Here is a 17,513-nt window from a genome sequence, read left to right on the forward strand (position 1 = left end):
TACTAGTTTACCATTTTTTACATTATTTTATATCAAATAATCAATTATATAATTAAGCACAAAAAAGCAATTAGCATTGTCACCAGACAACCTTAATTGCTTATTAAAACGTATTCAATTACTTTGAAAACCACTTATCTTCTATCTCATTCATACGACCGTCAGCCTTAAATGCGGCCAATGTTTTGTTAACAGCACGACGCAATCCATTGTCCGATTTTCGGAAACCGACACCAGTTTGGTCAACCGGAAAGTCACCAACCGTTATTGTATAATTTTTTGGATTTGGCTGGTGGGCAACATAATACCTTGCATAGTCTTCATCAATTAATAAACCATCAATACGTCCAGCATTCAAATCATTAAACGCTTTATCAAACGTATCGTAACCAACGACTTTTTGGTCTTTTACATACTGCTTTAATACCTTTGGATACTTACTAAAGCCTTCATCACCACTTGATGCTGTTTGATCACCAAGAACTTTATCTTTCATATCAGTAAAATGATTAATATTATTCTTTTTGAGCGTTACAAGTACTTGTGTCGCATTGTGGTAAGTTTCAGAAAAAGCGACCTGCTTTTCTCGTGCAGCTGTCTTAGTATAGCCATTCCAAATGGCATCGATGTTTCCTGTGTTTAATTCTGTTTCTTTCATTGACCAATCAATTGGTTGCCATTTAACCGTGATACCCATTGTTTTAAATACCGCATTTGCTAAGTCAACATCAAATCCTATAAGTTTTCCATTTTTATCACGAAATCCCATCGGTACAAAGGTATCATCTAGACCAATTGTAATTTGTTTTGTCTTTTTAATACGATTCCACTCATCAACTTGAGATGTTGTTTGATTATTTTGTGATGTCTTCTTTGAATTTTCATTTAGTCCAATTGCAACCCAACCAATCAATGCAAAGAATATGAGAGCGACAATTGTATTAACTATAATTTTCTTTTTCTTTGTTACCATTAACGTTGTACCTCCGTTGCAAAATCAAACACGCGATCTGACACCATCTCTGCAAAAGTTTGATCGTGAGTGATAATGAGTTGTGTCACCCCTTGCCCTTTTAACGTTTGCACGATGTCACCGACTTGCTTGGTAGCCACTTCATCCAAACCACTGGTTGGTTCATCATAAGCTAATATTTGCGGATTCATAGCCAATGCACGGGCAATAGCCACGCGTTGTTTTTGTCCACCAGATAATTGATATGGATATAAATCAGCTTTGTCCAGCATACCTAAAGTCGTCAAAATATTGTTTGCTTGTTGCCGTGCTACAACTTTATCTGTTTTTCTAACATTAATGGGTGCTAGTGTAATATTTTCTATCACAGTATATTGCGGAAAAAGGTTAAAGTCTTGAAAAATCAAACCAACTTTAGCATCAAAGCGTGTGCCGTCTACTGGCAGCTCATCACCATTAAGCATAATATGACCAGAATTAGCTGTTTCTAACCCGGCTAAAATTTTAATTAAGGTTGTTTTACCAATACCTGATGGGCCAACAATGCTTAACACCTCGCCATCGTTAACCGTTAAATTCAAATCTCTAAAAATTGTATTCGTATCATATTTTTTGGTTAATTTTTTAATTTCTAACATAGCTTATCTCCAAATATTTAAACGTTTTTCGCTACGGCGCAATGCCACTGTGACAATTGCTGTCATGAGTAAATAAATCAAGCCAACCAACAAATATGGTAATAATGTCACATCACGACTCGCTGCAATGTTTCCCGCACGCAGAATATCTCCTAAGCCAATTACATAGACTAATGACGTATCTTTAACTAAATTAATCACTTCATTTCCAAACGATGGCACAATAATTTTAATCACCTGTGGCAGGATAATCTTGAAAAAAGTTTGAAATTTATTAAAACCAAGCACTTTTGCAGCATCATATTGTCCACGTGGCATTGACTGTAGTCCACCACGGAAAATTTCTGCTAAATAAGCGGCATAGTTAATAATAAAAGCAATCACTGCTGCTTCAAATCTTGGAAACGTGATGCCTATCATACCCAAACCATAATAAACGAAAATCAGCTGTAATAATAGTGGCGTTCCACGCATAATCCAAATATAGCCATTAATAATCCAACGAATCGTAAAATAAGGTGACTTCATGCCTAATGAAACAATAATTCCTAAGGGCACCGAGCCAATAATGGTTAGGAAAAATACACCTAGTGTCATTTTCAAGCCGGCTAATAAGCTTGGCAATATTTCCATCAAATAATTCATCTTTATCTCCTTCTAACTGACAACATTAATTTCATTTTTTTGATTAAAAAAATCCTCCTGCAAAATTAATTACAAGAGGACGCTTGAGCGTGATACCACCTCAGATTTTGATTTTGCTCACACAAAACCACTCTGTCAGTCTTTCCACCCAAAATAAGAAAACGCCCTCTAAATACAGTCGTATTTAGAGGGCGTTTTTCCGCGGTGCCACCTCTTGATTATATAACTATCACTAGTTACATCTCAGTCAGTCAAAAGACTGTATGCGGTAACGGGCATTCCCGATATGACCTACTCAATTCAATCACACACTCGCAGATGTGTTTCGTTTAATATAACCGTTTGCTCGCACTAACCACAAACTCTCTGAAGGATACATTAACCTACTCTTCTACTCAACGTTTTTTAATATATTTCTTATTATATTCTTTTCAAGTTATTTGTCAAGAACTATCTCAAAAATTGAAATAGCGACCAAACAGGATAATAACCGACTGCGGCAATCATTACGTTTAAAATAACCGTCGGCATCACTTCAAATAACATAAATGCCGTTAAACCAACACTTGATACACCTGTAATAAAACCTGCCACATAAGTGACCAACAGATAAACAATCAGACCAACTAAAAACATAAATAATCCACTTAATAGGCGCTCATCTAATACTTTATGAAGCTGCATCATGACAGCCACTGAACTAACAAATGCTAATGTATATGTCCCAAAAATACCAGTATAATACATATCAAACAGCACGCCAATTAAGATGACATATAACCAGAATGGCATATCTGTTTCAGCATCAAATTGTACAGCGTAAAATAACCATCCTAGGGTTAATACAGGTAGTATATGCCATGGAAACGCAGTAAATATACCACCCATTCCAGACATTAAACTACCATCAACAAATAATAAAAACAATAATACAATTGGATATACAACACGTAAGCGTGTTAACTGCCAAAATGCCATCTATTGCGCTCCAATCTCTGATACCGCAACAACAACTGTTGTAATATTACCTAAGTCTGCTGCTGGTTCAATATTGATTTGCTTAGATAGACCATAATCATCTTTCGTCACGCTAGTAACTGTTCCTACAAATATGCCTGCTGGAATGATGCCACCTAGACCCGAAGTTTTTACCAAATCACCCTTTTTAATTTTGTTATCAGAGGTAACTTGGCCCATGATCAACTGATTTTTTTCCCTATTAAAATTAGTCACAATACCATTAACATCGCCATCGTCACCTTTAATCGTAATAGCAAAACGATTAGCTTCTTCACTCGTATCAGAAATCAAAGCCACTTTAGCGTTCGTGGTATTTACTTCACTAATACGACCAATAATTCCTGCTCCAGCTAGCACTGGCATGCCTTTTTTCAGCCCAGAATTTAATCCTTTATTAATAACTAGCTGTGATTGCCATGTTGTTGGTGAACGACTAATCGTCACAGCAGAAACTGTTTTGTAATCAGTTAACGTTGCTTGTAACTTAAGTTGCTTTTTAAGTGACGCATTTTCTTCTTCAATAGTTTGCAAACGTACTTTGTTTTGCGCATACTCATCAATTTTTGATTTCAAATCACGATTTTCCGAAAAAGTATCCAATAAATTCCCGATACTATTAGCTGTTCGTCCAACAGCATTTGTCGGCATAGCAATCACTCGGCTTACGCCACCAGCTAAATCATTACCAAAGCGTTGTATAAATGGTGGTGTATTCGTTCTTTTCGCCCACCAGTTCGATCCCGCAATTAACCCTACAATCACAATGACGGCAATAATAATTGTTACAACGGTGCGTGATGAAAATATTTTACGCATTTTGTTGTCCCCTTGTTTTAAAAATAAAAGCGTAGCGCAAGCGCCACGCTAGTGTTCAATTAAGCTCATCTTATATTTAGTTTTGACGCATAACATCAATTGATTTTAGTGCTTCACCAGTACCAATTGCAACGGCATCTAATGGTTCATTAGCAATCAAAACAGGTACTTTAGTTGCTTCTTGAATAATTTTATCCATATCACGAAGTAATGCACCACCACCTGTTAAGACCATACCATGATCAATTACATCAGCAGCTAATTCTGGTTGTGTTGATTCCAACGTTTCTCTTATTGCAGCAACAATTTCTTGAACTGGTTCCTGAATAGCAGTTGCCACATCTTCGGCAGTCACATCAATTGTTTTTGGCAAACCAGTCAACAGGTCACGTCCGCGCACGGAAGCATTTGGCAAAGTTCTAGCTAATTCCAAAGAAGCAGCGCCAATCTCGACCTTCAATCGACTAGCAGTTGGTTCACCAATTGTCACATTGTACTTATTACGTACAAAATTAGCAATTGATTCATCTAGTTTATCACCAGCAATACGTATTGATCGACTAGACACAATACCACCCAATGAAATAGTGGCCACATCAGTCGTTCCACCACCCATATCAACAACCATTGATCCTGTTGGATCCATCACTGGTAGCCCTGCACCAACAGCTGCAGCAAAAGGTTCTTCAATCACATACGCATCGCGTGCACCTGCAACACGAGCCGCATCAATAACTGCACGACGTTCAACCGCTGTGACACCTGATGGTACACCAATTGTCACATATGGTTTTCCAATACGCCCACCAAGTGCTTTTTGTAGGTAGTATCGGATCATTGCTACTGTTGTATCATAGTCGGCAATCACACCGTCACGCATTGGACGAATTGCAGCAATACTAGCTGGTGTGCGACCCAACATATCTTTTGCTTCAGAACCAACGGCTACAACTTCGTTTGTCTCTGTATTACGTGCAACTACAGATGGTTCACGCAATACGATACCACGTCCCTCTATATATACATATGTACTGGCCGTACCAAGATCGATACCGACGTTACGTTGTCCAAATGAAAATGCCACAATGCTGCCCCTTTTATACTTAGAATGTAAAATATGCGCAATTTTATTTTATGTTTAACTGATAGTATTGTAGCATAGAAACACATTTTTTGACTAATTAATTTACACGAACATACTTGACTTGACCCTGCTTACCCGCTATACCACGAATACGATTCTGTGATGGAAATTCCCGCCAAACTTTTTGAAATTCCGGAAATGCCTCTGGCGTCATGTTAATCTCATCAATTTTACCATCACGCAAATCATTTAATAGTTGTTTATAATCCATAATACACCTCACTTCTAGTATACAATAATTAAAGTTAGCACTCAAACTATCAGAGTGCTAACTTTAATTGCAATTTAATGTTGAACTGTTATAATTAATACATAATATATAGAAAGGAAATGTTCTTGTAGTGTTAAATCACTCTAATATATCGATCTTCAACATGATTTAACCACTACAAAAACTACTGATAATTATGGCAGCACAAGACCCCTTTGGCTTTAACAATATTAATTTTGATGACATGATGCGCGCAATGAATGAACAAATGCAAGACGCACAAAATGGTGGTCAAAATACCACTGGACCACAGCAAAAAAATAACAAAAACAAAAATAATAAACGGCCAACATTTTTGGAAGAGTATGGTATTAACCTAACACAACAGGCGCGTGAAGGTAAGCTTGATCCAGTGATTGGACGTGATAAAGAAGTCGCACGGACAATTGAAATTCTTAATCGCCGCACCAAAAATAATCCTGTCTTAATCGGAGAACCTGGTGTTGGTAAAACAGCCGTTGTTGAAGGCTTGGCCCAAGCAATTGTTGCCAATAAAGTCCCAGAAAAGTTACAATCAAAAGACGTCATTCGTTTAGATATGTCAGCGCTCGTGCAAGGTACTTCAATGCGTGGTCAATTCGAAGCACGTATGCGCCAATTGATGAAAGAAGTTAGCAGCAATGATACTGTCATTCTATTCATTGACGAAGTTCATGAAATCATGGGTGCCGGGAATGCGGAAGGTGGTATGGATGCCGGTAATATCTTAAAACCAGCATTGGCTCGAGGCGAATTCCAACTTATTGGTGCTACAACACTCAACGAGTACCGTAAAATTGAAAAAGACGGTGCTATTGCACGGCGTTTTCAACCTGTACAAGTGGAAGAGCCTTCTAAGAAAGAAACCGTTACGATTTTAAAAGGTATCCAAAAGCGATACGAAAACTATCATCACGTCGTCTTCACAGAAGACGCTATTCAATCCGCTGTTGAACTTTCTGATCGCTACATTCCTGAAAGATTTTTACCTGATAAGGCGATTGATTTGATTGATGAAGCCGGCTCACGTAAAAACCTAACAATGACAATCGCTGATCCTAAATCTATTCAAACTAAGATTGATAATGCTGAGCAGTTAAAGCAAGAAGCCATCGATAAAGAAGATTTCGAAAAAGCCAGCTACTGGCGGGATCAAACAAACCAACTTGAGTCTCAAAAAGCACAAGTTGAAGCTCATCCTGAAATGTTTAAACCACAACCCGTCACTGAAAAAGATATTCTGAAAATCATCGAAGACAAAACTGATATTCCAGTTGGAGATTTGAAAGAAAATGAAGTCAACCAATTACAAGATCTCGATAAACAGTTATCAAAACATGTGATTGGTCAAGATTCAGCTGTTCAAACAGTCAGCAAGGCTATTCGCCGAAATCGCATTGGTTTAACAAAATCAGGTCGACCAATAGGTTCGTTTTTATTTGTCGGCCCAACCGGTGTCGGTAAAACTGAGCTAGCTAAACAACTTGCTAAAGAAATGTTTGGTAGCAAAGATGCCTTAATTCGATTTGACATGTCAGAATACATGGAAAAGCATTCTGTTTCTAAAATGATTGGTGCCCCAGCTGGTTACATTGGCTATGAAGAAGCCGGTCAATTAACTGAGCAAGTTCGCCGTCATCCTTATTCATTAGTCTTGATTGATGAAATTGAAAAGGCACATCCAGATGTCATGAATATGTTTTTACAGATCTTGGATGATGGTCGTTTAACAGATGCTCAAGGTCATATTGTCAGCTTTAAGGATACAGTAATTATTATGACATCCAATGCTGGTTCAACAGATACCGGTAACACACCAGTAGGTTTCAATCAAGCTGACCCCAAAAGTCGATTATTACAACGCCTAGAAAACTATTTCCGACCTGAATTTCTCAATCGTTTCGACGATATTATTGAATTTCAACAGCTATCTCAAGAACATCTCTTAACAATTGTTGATTTAATGTTGGCTGATATGAATGCTAATTTGGCCGATAATAATTTAAACGTCACCGTCAGTGATGCTGCTAAAATCAAATTAGCTGCACTTGGTTATAATCCCGCTCTTGGTGCCCGACCATTACGTCGTGTATTACAAGATAAAATTGCCGATACTTTGGCTGACCACTATCTCGCACACCCTGAAAGTACAACACTATTTGCAGATGTGAATACCGAAACCGGCGACATTGTTATTTCTGAAAATGACTATGTTAAAGCTTAAAAAAAGCACGTTCTAAGAACGTGCTTTTTTATATTCGACCAATATATTCTAATTGATCAGAATGTGACATATCAGTAGGATTTGTACCAGGTTGATTTAAAGGTACAGCAAGCCCTAATTTGAAATAATAGTTTAACCAAAAATCTGATATATCATGTTGCCCATCACCAAACTGCATGGGTTGTTCATTAAATGTAATCACACCCTTAAAAGCTAGAGCTACTAATTGAGAACAATAAAGCCCCGGACCATCTGGATAAAATGAAAAATTATACGGTAATCCTTCAAATGCTTGTACTTGAGAAATCACACGATCAACTTGGTTGGTCATTGGACGATAGATGTCAGCATGTCCAGAATTTTCTATAAATTCAGTTAAAGATTGTATCACAACACCATAACGACCACTTGCATGAATAACAGAATAATTGTCTAGCGCAATGCCAACATGAATGTAATCACCAGTTGCTGCAGCAATCGCTTCATCCAAATCATCATGTTGATTGCGAACAAATAGTAAGTCTGCAGCCTTTATTTTCATATTACTACTCACTTTAAACAATCCCTATTAACAAATATCATTCCCAAACTTCGCTTAATAAATGTGTTTCTTCGGGTTTTGGTCCCACAGCAAAACTTAGTAAGTCGACTGACAATAATTCTGAAATACGCTTAAGATAATTTTGAGCATTTACTGGTAATGCTTCAAAAGTTTGTACACCTGTAATATCTTCATCCCAACCAGGTAAAGTTTCACAATTAATGTCTAAACCTTCAAACCATGTATCAGATGCTGGAAAATGATGTATTTCTTCACCTTTATAAGTATATGATGTTGCAATCTTTAATTCTTTCAAACCAGACAAAACATCCAGTGAATTAATAGCTAACTTAGTCAACCCAGAAACTTGTACAGCATGGCGTAAAGCCACAGCATCTAACCAGCCAATACGACGTGGGCGCTTCGTCACAACACCGTATTCATGACCAACTTCGCGAATGTGGTCCGCAATATCATCATGTAATTCTGTTGGGAAAGGCCCCTCACCAACACGTGATGTATAAGCTTTAATGACACCAACAACATCCTGAATCTGTTTAGGTCCCACACCTGCGCCATTCATGACACCACCAGCAGTTGGATTTGAGCTGGTAACGTAAGGATAGGTTCCATGATCAACATCCAACATAATACCTTGAGCACCTTCGAAAACAACTCGTTTCTTATCACCCATTAATTGACCAAGCAAATATGATGTATCAGTAACATACGGTGCCAGTTGACGCCCATATTCAACATAGGTGTTGAATATATCATCATAATTCAAGGCTTCTTCGCCATATAATTTTGTTAATTGCGCATTTTTAAAAGGTAAATATTCTTTTAGTAATTTAGCAAATACTTCTGGATCAATCAAATCAGCCATACGAATGCCAACACGTGAAATTTTATCCGTGTAAGCTGGTCCAATACCTTTTTTGGTTGTCCCAATACGATTATTTGATGATGATTCTGCTGCTTTATCAAGGGCAATGTGGTACGGCAAGATCACGTGTGCACGGTTGGATATACGCAAATTATCAATTGAAATCCCCTTGGATTCAACCTCAGTGATTTCGGCTAGTAGTGCTTCAGGGTTAACAACAACACCGTTACCAATAATAGCCAACTGACCTTGCGTTAAAATACCAGATGGCAAAGCTGATAATTCAAACTTTGTATCACCATGCCAGATTGTGTGCCCAGCATTATTACCACCTTGATAGCGGACAACTGCATCAGCATTTTCCGCAAAAAAATCAACTATCTTTCCCTTACCTTCGTCGCCCCATTGTGAGCCAACAACAATTACACCAGACATATCTTTCTCCTAGTACATCCCCAGCTGCTTTCAGACGGGATAGGTTTGTCGGAGAAAGTCCTGAGATGATTAATCAACAATGACTTGTTTGCGCCTATCCGTGAGTGTCCCTCTGAGATTATATATTTTATTTTTAGCAAAATGCGAACAATAAATAAATAAACGCCTTTTACTTTTTTATTTTAACATACACAGTAAAATTATGATATAAAAAAACGGCAAAAATACTATCAATTATATTTTTATAACAAAATAAAAAGGATATTAATTATCCTTTAATACAATTCTATTATTCAATAACATCCAGTAGCGCCTGTCGCATACCCTCATTGTCTTCTGGCGTTCCTAAAGCTATGCGAATCCATTCTTTATTTAACCTGTCATTGACTTGGTAGCCTTTTGACAACAAATAAGCACCAACTTTTTTAGTGTCACCAACTTTAATCCAAATAAAGTTAGTTTGTGAGTCATAAAACGTCACATCATTATGATGCAAAAACTTTTGAAACTTAATTCTCTCTGACTGCACCTTGGCAACAACTTCAGATAAGTATGCTTGGTCTTTAACAGCAGCAGTACCACCAATTATTTGATAAGTGTTGAGGTTATAAGGCAGTCTAACTGCCTGCATGACAGGATACAATGGATCTGTCATGATACCATAACCAACGCGTAAGTTCGCCAAACCATAGGCTTTTGATAAAGTACGTAAAACAACTAAGTTAGCATAATCTTTAACATATTGAGCCACTGTTGCATCTGATTCGTCTGCAAAGTTATAATAAGCTTCATCCACAACTAATACAACGGACTTTGGCAGTTTATCTAGAAAGGCAAGGATATCTGCTACTGGTTCAAATACACCCGTGGGGTTATTTGGGTTAGCGAGCCAAACCATCGCTGTTTTATCATCAACCGCTGCGAGCATAGCCTTAAAATCAACATGCCCTGATTTAACATTAACAGGTACTTTTTTAGTCTCTGCTTGCTCAATTTGTGCATGTAAGGCATATTCTCCAAAAGTCGGATCTGGCACAATCATGTTTGTGCCGGGTGTCAGGATTGTCCGCGTTAATAATTGAATCAGCTCATCCGCACCAACACCGAAAACCAAATTTTCTGGATCAACATCATCTAATTCGGCGACTGCTTGCCGCAATAAAGTAGCTTGTCCATCAGGGTAATAACCTAAAATATCATCAGAGGTCGCTTTGATGGCTTGTGCTACTTTTGGAGATGGTCCATACACTGACTCATTTGCTGATAAGCGTGCTAAGTGTTGTAACCCATATTTGGCTTTTACAACTTCTGCTGGTATTTCTGCTTCATATGCTGCCAGATTTTTAATCGATTCTTTCATCATGTTGCCTTTCCTATGCACAGTGGATTTTCACGTAATAGCATTATCATTCTCTTTAACGCCAGTTTTCACGTTCATGCAATATTGATTGTTGCCCTTGGCGTGAACCAAGTTCATCCTTAATATCATCAAAGGACACACCCTTTTCAACTAATAATACCATTAAATGGAAAAATAAATCAGCTGTTTCATAAATTAATTCATCATTAGTGTTTTTAGCACCGACAATAACTTCTGTCGCTTCCTCCCCCACTTTTTTCAGAATTTTATCTAATCCTTTGTCATATAGGTAATTTGTATAAGAACCCTCTTGCGGATTATCTTTACGTTCTAATGCTTGCTTATAAAGTGCTTCAATTGTTTGTTGCATATTTTTTATACTACACCATATCTTATTTGGTGAGCATATGACCTCCTAATTCATTTTATTTTTCTTGTAATGATGTGGGATAATTTATTGGAAAACCACCAGTTGTCCACTGATTTTTGACCAATGCTTGGTTGTTATTGGTGAAATTTTGCCCTGTGATTGTATTAAAAAAACAAGAATAAGCACCAGTATGACAAGCTGGGCCATTAGGTTTGACTTGTATCAACAATGTATCTAAATCACAATCCAAAGTCATTGATACCACTTGTTGTGTGTTCCCACTTGTTGCGCCCTTATGCCAAAGTTCAGCTCTTTCTCGCGACCAAAACCAAGTTTCTTGCGTTGACTTTGTCAGTTGATAACTCTCTTCGTTCATATAACCTAGCATCAGAAAAGTACCGGTAGCCACATCAGTGATAATGGCTGGAACTAAATGGTTTTGACTGGCCTTATTAAAGTTTGGTGTCTGTTCCATCATCTTCTCATTGGTATCCCTTCATCATATAATTGTTGTTTTAAAAATGGTATAGCAATTTCATTGTAATGAAATACTGATGCAGCCAAGGCTGCATCTACATGCCCATCCTGAAATACTTCAGTGAAATCTTGGATTTTACCAGCACCACCACTAGCTACAATTGGCACCTTCACAACATCATTTAATGCTTGATAAAGCTTAACATCATAGCCATCTTTCGTCCCATCAGCATCCATACTTGTCACTAGTAATTCACCAGCACCATAATCTACCATGGTTTGTGCCCACGTTAATGCATTTAAGTCTGTAGGCTTTGTCCCACCCGCAATATAGACACGATAAATACCAGCTGGTTCGTCCCACTTTGCGTCAATGGCACCAACAATTGCTTGTGAACCAAAAACTTCCGCACCTTGCAAAATTAATTTGGGTTGTTTGACAGCTGCTGAATTTAAAAATACCTTATCAGCACCAGCTTTAATAATTTGTCGTATACCATTTAGGTCAGTTACACCACCGCCTGCAGTCAATGGCATAAATACGACTGATGACACACGTTCGATCATATCAATCATTGTTGTACGACCTTCTAGGGTTGCGGAAATATCTAAGAATACGAGTTCATCAGCACCTGCATCTTGATAGGCTTTGGCAATTTCAACTGGATCACCAACATCCTGTAAGTTCAAAAAATTAATACCTTTCACAACGCGACCATTTTTAACATCTAAAGCGGGGACGATGCGTTTTGCTAATGCCATACACTAGTCCTCCATTTCCACTAACTCTGCAAGTTTAATATTTCCTGTGGCTAGCGCTTTACCAACAATAACATCTTGAATACCAATATCATGTAAGTCAGCTAAATCACTCACTTGCGCAATACCACCACTAGCAATGATATTGGCTTTTGAGAATTGATGCTGTAATTCAGATAACATTGACAAATTTGGCCCTTGTAATGTACCATCTCGGGCAACATCTGTGACAATAAAATTTTTAACACCAATAGTGAGCATGGCATCAAGTAATGCCTCAAATGTCACATCCGATTGATCTAGCCAGCCTTCTGTTGCCACACGGCCATTATCGCCATCAATACCAACAGCAATAAAATCACCATATTTTGCTACTGCCTCTTTTACTAAAACTGGATTTTTCAATGCCACGGAACCTAGAATCACACGATCAATACCAGCACGATAGTATGTTTCAATTTGTTCTAGCGTGCGAATACCACCTCCAACTTCCATGAAACCAACAAACTCTTTTCGCAGAGCTAAAATTGTTTCAAAATTCCTTGCTGCCCCATCTTTTGACCCGTTTAGGTCAACCACGTGCAGTGCGCTTAATCCAGCACGATTAATTTCTTGGGCCTGTGCCACGGGATTTAAGTTAATTTTCGTCACTGCATTAAAATCACCCTTTAACAAACGAACAGATTGCCCGTCTAATAAATCTATTGCTGGAATAATCATGATGATGCCACCTTTTCTTGAACTAACGTAGCAAAAGCTTGCCAAACACGTAACCCGACATCCCCAGATTTTTCTGGGTGAAACTGAGCACCAATAATGTTGTCCTTGATCACAAGACTAGGCACAATAACCCCATAGTCAACGCTGGCAGCAATATATTTAGCTTCAGTTTTAGCATAATATGAGTGTACAAAATAAGTATATTCATCTTTTATACCTGATGTCATAACATTATTGATGGACACATTATTCTGGTTCCAACCCATTTGTGGCACCTTAAATGGCGTATTTTTGGGCAATTGCTCGACTGTCCCAGGAATTAATCCGAATCCTGTCGTTTGCCCAAATTCTGTCGATGAATCAAATAATAATTGCATGCCAAGACAAACTCCCAGTATGGGTATTCCTTTTTTAGCTGCTTGTTGTATAGGTTTTAGTAATTGATAATCATTAATTTGATCCATTGCTGACTTAAATGCCCCAACACCAGGAATTACTATGCCATCAGCTGATAAAATATCTGTTGGATTTTGTGTTAATTTAGCTGATAAACCAACATAGGCCATTGCTTTAATGACGTTACGTACATTACCCGCACCATAATCAACAATTACAATTGACATACAGTCACCTTTCTTTCTGCTTAACATATTAAGCATCCAATGTGTCTTTATTAACTAAATGACACCCTTAGTGGAATTAACACCATGAATATCTGGATTCAGTGTCACTGCTTGACGCATTGCTCTTCCCATGGCTTTAAACATACTTTCAATTTTATGATGCGTGTTGCGACCATAAAGTACTTCGATGTGAACATTGGCTTTAGCCTGATCAGAAAACCCTTGCCAAAAGTCTTCCACCACTTCAGTTTCAAAAGTACCCAAAGTTGGTGCAGATAATTCAGCTATAAAAACGAGATAAGCACGTCCTGATAAATCAACTACTGCACGTGTTAAAGTTTCATCCATTGGGACAAATTGCGCCCCATAACGTTCGATGCTGACCTTGTCTCCCAGCGCCTGAGTAAAAGCATCCCCTAATGCAATACCAATATCTTCAGTGGTATGATGTGAATCAACATTTAAGTCACCTTTCACATTAACTTGCAGACCAAAACGTCCATGTTTTGCGAATAAGGTCAGCATATGATCAAGATAACCAATTCCGGTATCAATCTCACTAGTCGTTTGTTCATCAAGATTAAGCGTTAAATTAATTTTCGTTTCAAGTGTGTCACGTTTAATCGTTGCTGATCTTACCATGATTAATTCTCCCGACTTTCAATTGCCCTAGCATGGGCTTCTAAGCCCTCAGCTCGTGCCAAAACTGCAACGTTGCTCGCATCATCAGCTAAAGCTTCTTGTGAATATTGCAAGTACTGAATACGCTTTTGGAAATCCCAAACGCCTAATGCCGAACTAAATCGAGCTGTGCCACCAGTGGGTAAAATATGATTTGGACCTGCCAAGTAATCACCCAATGGCTCTGAAGCGTAGCGTCCTAGAAAAACAGAACCTGCATTTTGAATTTGATCCACATAATCATAGGCATTTTTTAATTGAATTTCTAAATGTTCGGGCGCAACATCATTCATTAAATCAATCATTTCAGTCACTGTGTCAACTAAATAAATAAAACCATTTTCTTCAATTGCAGCTCTAGCAATATCTTCACGCGGTAAGGTCTGTAATTGCTTTTCAACTTGATCTGAAACGGATCGCGCCAATTTTTCCGAATTTGTAATCAAAATGGCACGTGCTTTTTTATCATGCTCTGCTTGTGATAATAAATCAGCAGCCACATCCTTAGCATTCGCCGATTCATCAGCCAAAATACCAATTTCAGATGGTCCAGCAATCATATCAATTGCTACCTGACCATAGACCGCACGCTTGGCAGTTGCCACGTAAGCATTACCCGGACCAGTGATTTTATCCACACGCGGAATTGATGCGGTACCATAAGCTAAGGCAGCAATAGCCTGCGCACCGCCTACTTGATAAATATGATCGACACCTGCAATTTTAGCTGCTGCCAAAACTGTTGGACTCAAACCATCTTTTTGTGGTGGTGTCACCATAATAATATTTTTAACACCTGCAATTTTAGCTGGAATAGCATTCATTAGGACAGAGGAAGGATAAGCAGCCGTACCACCTGGTACATAAAGTCCCACTGCTGCTAATGGTGTCACTTTTGTCCCGCGTAAAACACCTGCTCTTGGTGTATCTTCAAATGATTTTTGCACTTCTAATTGGTGGAAACTACTAATATTTTCAGCAGCTTGTTCTAAAGCAGCAATAACTTTTGGATCAACTGTCTTAAACGCCTCATCAATGGCTGTTTCTGATACCTTGAGGTTTTCAATTACCACACCATCAAACTTTTTACTATACGCTTTTAATGCCTCATCACCTAACTCTCGAACTTGTTGAATGATTGCTGCAACTTGCGATTCAATCATTGGATTCGTGGTTTTTTCCGTTTGTTGTCGAATACGTGCTTTAATCTGATCAAGCGTTTCATTTTGGATAATTTTCATTTTGTTTTTCTCCTAAAATAGTCATCATATTTTCAATAACTCTTTTTAACTCTGTTTGAAACTGTAAGAGCGCGCCCGAACGAATGATTAAATGGGTCGATACTTTAGCGACTTTATCATAAATTACTAAATTGTTTTCACGCAACGTATTACCTGTTTCAGTGATATCGACAATCGCATCAGATAAATTAGTTAATGGTCCAAGCTCAACTGAGCCTTCTAATTTGATAATTTCCACATCTTCCCCTCGTTTTGAAAAATATTGTGTCGTTACAGTCGGATATTTTGTGGCTATGCGTTTTCTTTGTGTTGCATTTAAATTAAATTTTGGTGGTGCTGCGACTACAAAGGTCGCTTGACCAGTTTCTAAATCTAACATATCATAATGATTTTGGTCCTGTTCAGCCATTGTGTCAGAACCAACAATACCAATATCCCCAATACCACGATCTAAATACTTAATCACATCAGTTGGTTTAACTAAAATGAAACGATAGACACCATCAGGACTTGAAAAGATTAATTTACGTTCAGGCTTATCTAGTGGTGAGGTATCAATACCTGCTAATTTCAATAATTTCTGAGCATCCTTGGCAATGCGGCCTTTACCTAACACAACGATAATTGGTTCTCTTGTGATATCGTCTGTTGGTGCCATGCGCCACTTTTTTAAAATTGTTTCGATATCTAGACCCATACCAACTGCTGGCAACGTTTCGTTCTGAAAATTTTCTAACAAGCGATCATAGCGACCACCACTAAATAAATATCGGCCTAAGCTTGGAATAAAGCCACGCATAATAGCACCTGTATAATAAGGTTGTGGAGACGAAGCGGCTAAATCAACTGTTACTGTGACTTCAGGATAATATTGGTGTACAAATTCAGCAAGTCGCAACCAATTATCAATAATTTTTTTGGCTGCTGGAATGTATTGTAATTGCCACATCACATCTTCACCATCTTCGCCAAACGCCAATGGCCAACGCTTCAATGTTTCAGGAAAATCAGGAATTGTTTCACGTAATTTTTCAAATGCTGTTAGATTTTTAGCTTCAATAGCCTCTTTTAACCCATGACGTTGTTGCTCTGACATTGTCAACTGCTTTAAAATAGTATCAATCCAGCGTGCATCACTTAAAACCACTTGTACTTCTGCAATACCAAATTGTTCTGCAAAATTTAGCATCGTATCTAATGCCTGCATTTCAGCATTGAATGTCGCATCACCAATTAGTTCAATGCCTGCCTGCGTTTCTTGATTATAAGCACCAGATAAATGATCTGTTTGACGAAAAACATCTCCTATATAATAAAGCTGTGTCACTTGACTTTGCCTCCGATTTGCAGCTAAGAAACGCGCAATAGGCAATGTTAAATCTGGACGTAAGACTAAGTTCTCACCAATTTGGTCATATAAATGAAAAATATTGCGACGATGATATTGTTCAAAGGTGCTTTCACGTTCAATTAACGGTGTGCTGATGGCGGTAAAATCTTTTTCGTTCAGTGTTTGACTAATGATCTGTGAGATTTGTTGTTTTTGTACTAAACGCTCACCAAATTCGTCACGCGATCCTGCTGCTAACATTTTTTCGCTCATATATCCCTTCCTTTTCTCATTAAAAACAAATAAAAAAACGTCCTCACAAATTAAATTAATAATTTGAAAGGACGTTTTCACGTGTTCCCACCTTGTTTTCAGATAAA

Annotated in this window: 19 protein-coding genes and 1 other annotated feature; of the genes, 1 reads left to right on the forward strand and 18 read right to left on the reverse strand. The window is 38.0% G+C overall.

Going from position 1 to position 17,513, the window contains the following annotated elements:
• Positions 1 to 118 precede the first annotated feature (118 nt).
• The 7 genes from FGL89_RS02385 to FGL89_RS08600 all read right to left on the reverse strand — a co-directional run bounded on the left by FGL89_RS02385 (position 119) and on the right by FGL89_RS08600 (position 5,447).
• Positions 119 to 973, reverse strand: a complete 855-nt coding sequence (locus FGL89_RS02385; RefSeq protein ID WP_014973996.1) for an amino acid ABC transporter substrate-binding protein — start codon at positions 971 to 973, stop codon at positions 119 to 121.
• Positions 973 to 1,611, reverse strand: a complete 639-nt coding sequence (locus tag FGL89_RS02390) for an amino acid ABC transporter ATP-binding protein (RefSeq protein ID WP_014973995.1) — start codon at positions 1,609 to 1,611, stop codon at positions 973 to 975. The genes FGL89_RS02385 and FGL89_RS02390 overlap by 1 nt, the downstream gene beginning before the upstream one ends.
• 3 nt (positions 1,612 to 1,614) lie before the next feature.
• Positions 1,615 to 2,256 carry an amino acid ABC transporter permease gene (locus FGL89_RS02395; RefSeq protein WP_014973994.1) on the reverse strand — a complete coding sequence of 214 codons (642 nt, stop codon included), beginning with the start codon at positions 2,254 to 2,256 and terminating at the stop codon, positions 1,615 to 1,617.
• A gap of 184 nt (positions 2,257 to 2,440) precedes the next feature.
• Positions 2,441 to 2,664, reverse strand: a binding site (T-box leader).
• Between the two features lie 42 nt (positions 2,665 to 2,706).
• Entirely contained in the window at positions 2,707 to 3,234 is a 528-nt protein-coding gene (gene mreD / locus FGL89_RS02400; RefSeq protein WP_014973993.1) for a rod shape-determining protein MreD, read from the reverse strand.
• Positions 3,235 to 4,092 carry a rod shape-determining protein MreC gene (gene mreC, locus FGL89_RS02405; protein WP_014973992.1) on the reverse strand — a complete coding sequence of 286 codons (858 nt, stop codon included), beginning with the start codon at positions 4,090 to 4,092 and terminating at the stop codon, positions 3,235 to 3,237.
• 76 nt (positions 4,093 to 4,168) lie between these two features.
• Complete coding sequence (locus FGL89_RS02410; protein ID WP_014973991.1) at positions 4,169 to 5,176, reverse strand: rod shape-determining protein; 1,008 nt, start codon at positions 5,174 to 5,176, stop codon at positions 4,169 to 4,171.
• Positions 5,177 to 5,273: 97 nt separating this feature from the next.
• On the reverse strand, positions 5,274 to 5,447 hold the full coding sequence (locus FGL89_RS08600) for a protein YkzS (RefSeq protein ID WP_014973990.1): 174 nt from the start codon (positions 5,445 to 5,447) through the stop codon (positions 5,274 to 5,276).
• Between the two features lie 196 nt (positions 5,448 to 5,643).
• On the opposite strand from FGL89_RS08600, the gene FGL89_RS02415 reads away from it, so the two are divergent.
• A complete protein-coding gene (locus FGL89_RS02415) occupies positions 5,644 to 7,710 on the forward strand; it encodes an ATP-dependent Clp protease ATP-binding subunit (protein WP_014973989.1) in 2,067 nt (688 codons plus the stop codon).
• Between the two features lie 28 nt (positions 7,711 to 7,738).
• Here the strand turns inward: FGL89_RS02415 and FGL89_RS02420 are convergent, their stop codons facing one another.
• The 11 genes from FGL89_RS02420 to hisG form a co-directional block, all read right to left on the reverse strand.
• Positions 7,739 to 8,251, reverse strand: a complete 513-nt coding sequence (locus tag FGL89_RS02420; RefSeq protein ID WP_014973988.1) for a YiiX/YebB-like N1pC/P60 family cysteine hydrolase — start codon at positions 8,249 to 8,251, stop codon at positions 7,739 to 7,741.
• A 37-nt stretch (positions 8,252 to 8,288) separates the two neighbouring features.
• On the reverse strand, positions 8,289 to 9,572 hold the full coding sequence (locus FGL89_RS02425) for an adenylosuccinate synthase (RefSeq protein ID WP_014973987.1): 1,284 nt from the start codon (positions 9,570 to 9,572) through the stop codon (positions 8,289 to 8,291).
• A gap of 289 nt (positions 9,573 to 9,861) precedes the next feature.
• Entirely contained in the window at positions 9,862 to 10,932 is a 1,071-nt protein-coding gene (gene hisC, locus FGL89_RS02430; protein ID WP_041773189.1) for a histidinol-phosphate transaminase, read from the reverse strand.
• A 55-nt stretch (positions 10,933 to 10,987) separates the two neighbouring features.
• Positions 10,988 to 11,302: a phosphoribosyl-ATP diphosphatase gene (hisE, locus tag FGL89_RS02435; protein WP_014973985.1), complete on the reverse strand. Its 315-nt coding sequence runs from the start codon at positions 11,300 to 11,302 to the stop codon at positions 10,988 to 10,990.
• 55 nt (positions 11,303 to 11,357) lie between these two features.
• Positions 11,358 to 11,777 carry a phosphoribosyl-AMP cyclohydrolase gene (hisI, locus tag FGL89_RS02440; RefSeq protein ID WP_014973984.1) on the reverse strand — a complete coding sequence of 140 codons (420 nt, stop codon included), beginning with the start codon at positions 11,775 to 11,777 and terminating at the stop codon, positions 11,358 to 11,360.
• Positions 11,777 to 12,541, reverse strand: a complete 765-nt coding sequence (gene hisF / locus FGL89_RS02445; RefSeq protein WP_014973983.1) for an imidazole glycerol phosphate synthase subunit HisF — start codon at positions 12,539 to 12,541, stop codon at positions 11,777 to 11,779. Before hisF ends, hisI begins: the two co-directional genes overlap by 1 nt.
• Before the next feature lie 3 nt (positions 12,542 to 12,544).
• Positions 12,545 to 13,258, reverse strand: coding sequence for a 1-(5-phosphoribosyl)-5-[(5-phosphoribosylamino)methylideneamino]imidazole-4-carboxamide isomerase (hisA, locus tag FGL89_RS02450; protein ID WP_014973982.1), 714 nt, complete (start codon positions 13,256 to 13,258; stop codon positions 12,545 to 12,547).
• A complete protein-coding gene (gene hisH / locus FGL89_RS02455; RefSeq protein WP_014973981.1) occupies positions 13,255 to 13,881 on the reverse strand; it encodes an imidazole glycerol phosphate synthase subunit HisH in 627 nt (208 codons plus the stop codon). Before hisH ends, hisA begins: the two co-directional genes overlap by 4 nt.
• A gap of 54 nt (positions 13,882 to 13,935) precedes the next feature.
• Entirely contained in the window at positions 13,936 to 14,523 is a 588-nt protein-coding gene (hisB, locus tag FGL89_RS02460; protein WP_014973980.1) for an imidazoleglycerol-phosphate dehydratase HisB, read from the reverse strand.
• A 2-nt stretch (positions 14,524 to 14,525) separates the two neighbouring features.
• Complete coding sequence (hisD, locus tag FGL89_RS02465; RefSeq protein ID WP_014973979.1) at positions 14,526 to 15,803, reverse strand: histidinol dehydrogenase; 1,278 nt, start codon at positions 15,801 to 15,803, stop codon at positions 14,526 to 14,528.
• Positions 15,784 to 17,406, reverse strand: a complete 1,623-nt coding sequence (hisG, locus tag FGL89_RS02470) for an ATP phosphoribosyltransferase (RefSeq protein ID WP_014973978.1) — start codon at positions 17,404 to 17,406, stop codon at positions 15,784 to 15,786. The genes hisD and hisG overlap by 20 nt, the downstream gene beginning before the upstream one ends.
• Between the last annotated feature and the right edge of the window lie 107 nt (positions 17,407 to 17,513).

The organism is Leuconostoc carnosum (genome assembly GCF_007954525.1).
GTDB classification, from domain to species: Bacteria; Bacillota; Bacilli; order Lactobacillales; family Lactobacillaceae; genus Leuconostoc; species Leuconostoc carnosum.